This window comes from uncultured Vagococcus sp., assembly GCF_963518325.1.
Classification (GTDB): Bacteria; Bacillota; Bacilli; order Lactobacillales; family Vagococcaceae; genus Vagococcus_D.
Map to the genome: position 1 here is coordinate 81,069 of NZ_CAUQJB010000019.1, position 7,279 is coordinate 88,347.

At 37.4% G+C, this 7,279-nt stretch carries 7 protein-coding genes and 1 other RNA gene; 2 read left to right on the forward strand and 6 right to left on the reverse strand.

All coding sequences use genetic code 11. From position 1 onward, the window contains the following. Positions 1-77 precede the first annotated feature (77 nt). Together RWN13_RS15005 and RWN13_RS15010 are read right to left on the reverse strand one after the other, a co-directional pair. On the reverse strand, positions 78-1,544 hold the full coding sequence (locus RWN13_RS15005; RefSeq protein WP_314065276.1) for a HAMP domain-containing sensor histidine kinase: 1,467 nt from the start codon (positions 1,542-1,544) through the stop codon (positions 78-80). Then, positions 1,541-2,263, reverse strand: a complete 723-nt coding sequence (locus RWN13_RS15010; RefSeq protein WP_314065278.1) for a response regulator transcription factor — start codon at positions 2,261-2,263, stop codon at positions 1,541-1,543. Before RWN13_RS15010 ends, RWN13_RS15005 begins: the two co-directional genes overlap by 4 nt. Positions 2,264-2,533: 270 nt before the next feature. On the opposite strand from RWN13_RS15010, the gene RWN13_RS15015 reads away from it, so the two are divergent. Together RWN13_RS15015 and ssrA are read left to right on the forward strand one after the other, a co-directional pair. Further along, entirely contained in the window at positions 2,534-3,310 is a 777-nt protein-coding gene (locus tag RWN13_RS15015) for a Cof-type HAD-IIB family hydrolase (RefSeq protein WP_314065280.1), read from the forward strand. A gap of 105 nt (positions 3,311-3,415) precedes the next feature. Further along, positions 3,416-3,776: a transfer-messenger RNA gene (gene ssrA / locus RWN13_RS15020) on the forward strand. Positions 3,777-4,267: 491 nt separating this feature from the next. Here the strand turns inward: ssrA and RWN13_RS15025 are convergent. The 4 genes from RWN13_RS15025 to RWN13_RS15040 form a co-directional block, all read right to left on the reverse strand. Continuing rightward, a complete protein-coding gene (locus RWN13_RS15025) occupies positions 4,268-4,615 on the reverse strand; it encodes a hypothetical protein (RefSeq protein WP_314065282.1) in 348 nt (115 codons plus the stop codon). Continuing rightward, positions 4,612-6,123, reverse strand: a complete 1,512-nt coding sequence (locus RWN13_RS15030; RefSeq protein ID WP_314065284.1) for a T7SS effector LXG polymorphic toxin — start codon at positions 6,121-6,123, stop codon at positions 4,612-4,614. The genes RWN13_RS15025 and RWN13_RS15030 overlap by 4 nt, the downstream gene beginning before the upstream one ends. A 218-nt stretch (positions 6,124-6,341) precedes the next feature. Next, complete coding sequence (locus RWN13_RS15035) at positions 6,342-6,524, reverse strand: hypothetical protein (RefSeq protein ID WP_314065286.1); 183 nt, start codon at positions 6,522-6,524, stop codon at positions 6,342-6,344. A 144-nt stretch (positions 6,525-6,668) separates the two neighbouring features. After that, a partial coding sequence (locus RWN13_RS15040) for an SH3-like domain-containing protein (protein ID WP_314065288.1) occupies positions 6,669-7,279 on the reverse strand: 611 nt, incomplete at its 5' end.

Below are 7,279 nucleotides of genomic sequence, written 5' to 3' on the forward strand. Positions count from 1 at the left end.
GTATATCAATACAGCATGTTCATTAGAAATTCTTCACCAAAGAGCAGACTGTCTAAAACAGCCTGCTCTGCTATAACTTACTGTGACTCCGTTGGCTCTTCAATCAGCTCTCTAACTTCCTCATCTGGGAAGGTCACAATAAAAGTGGTACCAACGTCTTTTTGACTTTCAACACTAATGGTTCCTTTATGCAGTTTGACAAGTTGATGAACAATCGATAGACCTAACCCTGACTCACCGTACTTGGTATTTTTTCGAGAAGGATCCACTTTATAATACCGTTCCCAAATATTTTGAACCTCTTCTTCTGTCATTCCAATTCCTGTATCACTTATTTTAACTGTGGTTTCCAAATAGCCTCGCTCTACCGACACCGTAATCTCACCGTCTTGAGTAAATTGAATGGCATTTTGAATAATGTTGACCATGATTTGTACGAAACGATCATAATCAGCATAAACTTCGATGTCATCCTCCGTCGTCAAGCTTAGTTGATTGCCGGATGCTTCAGCTTTCCCTTGCAGTTGCTGCACAACCTGTTTCAATGTATCAGTGGCGCTAAACTTTTGAATAACCATACTAATTTGATTGGTTCTAATTTTTTCATAATCCAGGTTTTCATTGACTAAGCGTATTAAACGAGTGGTTTCATTCCGCATCAATTGAATACATTTTTCTTCTTGATCTTTAGGAATTGCATTATAGGCAATGCCTTCAAGTAAGCCGTTAATCGTCGTCAGTGGCGTGCGCATTTCATGAGCAGCGTCTGCCATAAATTGACGTCGTCGATCTTCTTGTCGCTCTATTTCTTCATTGGATTCTTTAAGAGCTTGAGCCATGCGATTAAAGTCAGTGGCAAGTTCATCCAGTTCATCATTACTTTTCACTTCCAAGTTAACATCAAAATTGCCTTCTGCAATTTGGCGTGCAGCTTTTTTCATTCGATTAATCCGGTTGACTTGGAATTGAGCTAGCATGTAGCTAAAAATCAAGGAAAAGATACTCGAAATCAAGAAAGCCTTAAAAAGATTTTCTGTCAAGCCACTCATGCTGTTTTCAATATTACTAGTCGGCTGCAAGACGGCAATAGCCCCATAAAACTGACTTTCATTGGTCGCTTTATTAAAGACAAAAAGAGGTTTCAAGACCATGGCCATGTGCATCTTATTATTGCTAGTAGTAAATTCCACCGATGTTGAAATTCCTTCTCCCTTTTTCACTTTTTTCCAATTTTGCTTAGAAATAAAGTTAACTTCTTGGCCTTGTTTTTCACTTGGGTATTCCACCACTTTATCGGCATTAATATAAAAGAAATTAATATTTTGATTTTTTAACGCTAATTCAGTTAGCAGCAAACTATTATTTAGCATACTCGGATCTTCCTGACTATTTTCCTGAATGGAGTCGGCATAAGCCTGCATCTGATCATAAGTATTAGTCAGAATCGTTCGCTTGGTAAACTGGGTGAAAGAGACTCCCACCACAATCAAAATAGTCAAAATGATTGCCCAAAAGGCAATCATCTGTTGAAAGAGGTATCTCATTTAACATCGACTCCAGAGTCATCGAATTTATAGCCGACACCCCAAACTGTTTGAATCACCTGCGGGCCAACTTTTTCGATTTTTTGACGCAATTTTTTTATGTGGGCATCTACTGTCCGTTCATCACCAAAGTATTGGTAATCCCAGACCATTTCCAACAACTGTTCCCGAGAAAAGACTTGGCGAGGTTTCTTGGCTAAGGTATACAATAAGTCAAATTCTTTCGGTGTTAACCCTTCAATCAATTCCTCGTCTAAATATGCCTCTCGTGTTTTAGTATTCATTTTAAAGTGATCCGTCGCAATATCAAAATCACTGTTTTCACCTTCGCTACTGCCAGTACCATCCACTAATTCTGCTCGACGGTGAAGTGCTTTGATTCTCGCGATTAAGGTTAAGGGACTAAAAGGCTTGGTCACATAATCATCGGCCCCCATCTCCAAGCCAATCACTTGATCGCTTTCTGAATCACGGGCGGTTAACATAATAATTGGGATGGTACTTGAGGTTTTACGAATTTCGCGGCAGACTGCTACTCCATCCATCGTTGGTAAATTCAAATCCAAGGTAATCATATCCCAGGCATCAGGTTCCTCCAAAAAGGCATCCAATCCCTCTTTGCCGTCATATTTAAACGTGGCATCCCACTTCTCATTTAAAAAGAACATCTGCATCATTTCCGATACTGACTCATTATCCTCTATCATTAGTACTTTCATTTTACAATCTCCTCACTTCATGCTTAATTTGTATTATACTATAGAACGTTTATTAAATTACACTCTTCACAACTTTTTCAAAAAGCTTTCAACGATTACCCTAATTTCCACTAAATTATGTCTTTAGTATACTCTATTAGCAAAGGTTTCAACAAACATAAACTGTTAAACTGAAAAACCTAGCACTGAAGTTGTTTTTTTGCTAAGATAAGAGTAGCGTTTTTTTCATTGATGACAAATAGAGCACTTATAAAAGGAGTATTTATACTTATGACAGAAGTAAAAGGTTTAGCGTTTTTTGATTTAGATGGTACGCTCTTAAACGAGCACTCTGATGTGACGATTGAAATCATTGAAGCCATGATTGAGTTACAGGAAAATAATATCATCCCTGTGATTGCCACTGGTCGCACAAACATTGAAGTTCGGGAAATTAGCCAACGAACAGGTATCGATTCACTGATTACGATGAATGGTCAATACGTGTTATTCGAAGGCAAAGAAGTTTACAGCGACTTGATTCCCCAAGACGTCTGCGAAAGAATGTACCACCAAACTCAAGAACTCGGACAAGAAATCGGCTTTTATACACCAGATTTGATCACTGTTTCCAAGCACACACCAATGGTTGACAAAACCTATAATTTCATTCACTCCCCTATTCCAGCTGTTAACAGCCAGTTATATCGCGAGCGTGATTTAAACATGTTATTGGTAATCGGGGAAGAACACGACAACATTTACAAAGAAAACTTCCCTGAACTGACCTTTTTCCGCAATGGACCTCACTCCATTGATGTTATTAGTAAAGGGGGCAATAAAGGGAAAGGTGTTCGCGAACTAGTCAAAGCTCTCGGCCTTGAAGGCGTTCCGACCTATGGCTTTGGTGATGGCCTAAACGATATTGACCTACTTAAAGCCTGTGATCATCGAATTGCTATGGGCAACGCCAAACCTGAATTAAAGGAGATTGCCACGTATATCACCACTAAAAATACTGAAGGTGGTATTTTAAGAGCCTTACGTCAATATAATTTAATCTATTAAGAAAAGAGGATGCCGAACAAAATTTTCGGTGTCCTCTGGCTTTAATTTTCATTAAACTTGTGTTATACTATTTCAGTACAACACCGTACACCCTTATTTTATTAAGGGGGCGTTACGGATTCGACAGGTATAGTCGAGCTTGAATTGCGTTCCGTAGGTTACGTCTACGTAAAAACGTTACAGTTAAATATAACTGCTAAAAACGAAAACACTTTCGCTCTAGCTGCCTAAAAACAGTTGGCGAAGATCCTCCCAGCATCTCCCATGTGCTGGACCTGGGTCTCAAACTAAGTGGGATACGCTAAATGTTTCCGTCTGGAATGTTTAGAAGAGATTATCAGACTAGCGAAGAGCAATGTTTGTTTAATGTCAGAACTCTCAGCGAAACTTAAGCATTAAACTATGAACGTAGATATTGAAGTGGCGATGTGCTTGGACGCGGGTTCGACTCCCGCCGCCTCCATTCGGGCAACCGGATCGAGTAGCATCTTGAAGAAACCCTTGAGAAATCAGGGTTTCTTTTTTTTGGGAGTTGATTATAGATGAACTTTTGGGGTTCGAATGGTAGCCAATAAGTTTGAAAATACGATTTTCTTTTCATTTCATAAAATAAAATAACAATTTAACCAAGTATTTTTTTATCTTTTATGTCCGACAACTACTACGCACCTTGTTTTTTATTCAATCACAATTTTGCCAAACTAACCATTAGCCGTATACAAAAAAAAGAGACGAAACATTTTATAATATCTTGTTTTGACACTTTTTAATAGACTAACACGCACAGCCCCTTCCAAAGCGCCGCAGGCTAACTTATAGGTCTTTATCGACTGGATAATACGGTTAAAATTAAGTTCTTTGGCTACTCAAGTCGAATAGTTATGACCCTTTCGGAAGCTGTAGGTACAATATCGGGGACAACGAAAATGTTGTCCCTTTCTTTCATAGTTTCATTCCTCAATAGCCTAAAGATTTGAGGAGTTCCCGCCCCATTAGTCTGCATTTTTCCCATTCAGCTGAATACTTTAAAGAATCTTCATTCCATAGTTCTTTATATCCATTCATACCTTCTAATTCTCTATCTATATTTAGAAAAAGACCATATTGGTCAGAAGTTATCCAGTTATTTTCGAATAATTCCTTCGCATATTTTAAGGTAATGTCAGAAAAATCAGATGCTATTTCATCTGCAATAGCAAATCCTCTCAATTTTTCAATTTGTTTATCTGCTGACATTGAAAAATCTTGAATGTTCTCAATCAATCTATCATAAATCATTGTCAATTCTTCTACATTATCAGTCATTCTTTCACCACCATTCCATTCATATAAATCCTCTTGGTCCCGTTTTTTGGAGAAGATACCTTATAATATGGTAGCTCACCATGATGGCCACCACCTGGATGATACTGAATATACCTTGAACTCCCACTTACATCTGCCGGTGGATTCATACTAAAACCTCCACCATTTTCAAATGAAACTCCTGCACTTCCCCCTTTTTTTAAGGGCCCCACGGTCCATCCAGCATCTTTCATAACTTCAGCAACATCTTTAGGATGAAAATCATATAGAATGCTAGGTGTATCTATAATTTCATCTATACTTGCTGGATTTTTCCACTTAACGTTTTCAGCCCCATATTTTTCCTTAAAATAGTTGTTCCAATCTTTTCCAGTCATTGGATTTTCAGCACCAGTATTTTTCGGAATGCTAGTACTCGACGCTATCCGATAAGAAGCATACGTAAATCCTAATATTTGTAACGCTTGAGCTAACTCCGATTCTGTTGTCCAAGTATAAACACTTTCAACAACTTGTGAGGTGCCCACAATTCCTTTTATAGCCCCTTTATACTCATCGCCATTTTCGATATTAATTCCGTTTTTAAAGCCTTCCTTCACCATTTTATCCCATTCTTTCAATGAAATAAATTCAAACATATTAGGATCTAGATACTCACCAGCTTTTTTAAGGTATCGATATAATTCTTTATTTTTAATTCCTTTTCCATCTTTCATTAACTGCCAAAATACTTTTGGGTTACCGTCAACATCATAAATAACTTTTGCATAGATATCATAATCTTTTAACTCTTCAACTTTTGCTGGATCAATTCCCTTAGCTTTATTCTCTCGGATAAGCCAAGAATCAGCAATCGCTGTTGCCCATCCCATTTTATCTGATTTTGGCATAGTAAATGTTCCTAAACTAGAATTCCAAGAAACATTAGCAACTCCGGTGCCCGTTTCAACATCTTGTTTCAATCCATCTATCTCTGAAAAAATATCAGGCGACCGACCATTAAAATCTAACAGTTTATCTAGCTTCTCTTGTAGCTTTTGCTTGGCTCGTCCATAAGTAGCCATCAATGAATGAGCGCCAGACATTCGTGACGCGATGGAACCATCTAAGGCACCCTCTTGTTGCTGACGATACAACATGCTCTGTAAACGATCATGAAGATCAGACAACTCTGACATCTGACGGTTCAGCTGATCAATCTTTTCTCTCAGATCTGATTCTTTCAAGTCTCCACTATCCACACTCGCCATATATTCTTCTGGGAATTTCTGACAAGCTTCCATGACCGCCTCTGATAAAAGTATACCACCTTTTGATAATGGCATTAAGACCGCATTAAAAAATTGTTTAGCTGAATCATAAGCTGCTCCCTGCAATTGTGGGCTACCCACAACAAAGTCATTAATCGCTCGTTGCAATTGCTCATAGCCCTGTTTTTGTTGCCGACAGATAGCCGCGACACTAGAAGCCTGACTTTGAGACGATGACACATACATATCGACACTCATAAATTGTTCTCACCTCTTTTAGATAATTTTTCTTTTAACTCAACACTTTATTGACCGTTATTTGAAAACACATAACTTAATAATAGCTAATTTCAAGATGAAAGTACACAAAAAAAGACGATTCCTTATGATTATTAAAAATCATAAAGAATTATCAGATCTTTTTGTGCCTATTTAAATTTCTTGTATTTTTGATAGGTTCCAAATCCCTCATAAAATCACACCATATAGCAAAATAATGTCAACCTTTCAGCTGTAATTTCCCCACATGAATTGCTGCCGTAACCTCCCACAATATCCTGTGACAATAGCCAACCAATTGGCACACCTTGATTATAAAGTAGGTATTCAAACATACTACCTTTCACCCAGTCCGTAATTTTCAAGCCATCCACATACAAAGTAATTATCCTTCCTATGATTTATCATAGCAATCAACCATTCCCTTAAGATTTATAACTCTTGCGTAAGGTGGGGCTCTTCTCCAATCACTTTGACTAACCTTAAAATCCTTCAGTGTTCTATTTAAATAATTCAGAAAAAAATTATTTAATAGCTAAACACTCCTTATCTATCAAACCTATTAATTTATTTTCTGAGCTAATTTCTATCCATGTAGCTAATTTCCCATCAGGATTTTTAACATTAATTTCTTTGGCAACCCTAACCACTTGTCCTAACATGCTTGAAGTATTCCCTAAGTGTTTGGCGCCATAATATGCCCAAGGCTTATCATAAATGCCACCACTAGATTTTAACGTTCCATCATATAACACATCTTTTGTGGACAGTATTATTGTACTAGGTTCCAGACAAGTTTTATCAACCAAACCTATTAATTTACCATCAAGATTAATTTCCATCCATGTAACTAATTTTCCATCAGGACTTTTAACATTAATTTCTTTCGTAACTGTAACTACTTTTCCTGGCATGCTTGAAGTATTCCCTAAGTGTTTGGCACCATAATATGCCCAAGGCTTATCATAAATACCACCAGGTTTTAACGTTCCACCATATAATACATCTTTTGTAGATAGTATTATTGTACTAGGTTCCAGACAAGTTTTATCAACCAAACCTATTAGCTTACCATCAAGGTTAATTTCCATCCATGTAACTAATTTTCCATCAGGACTTTTAACATTAATTTCTT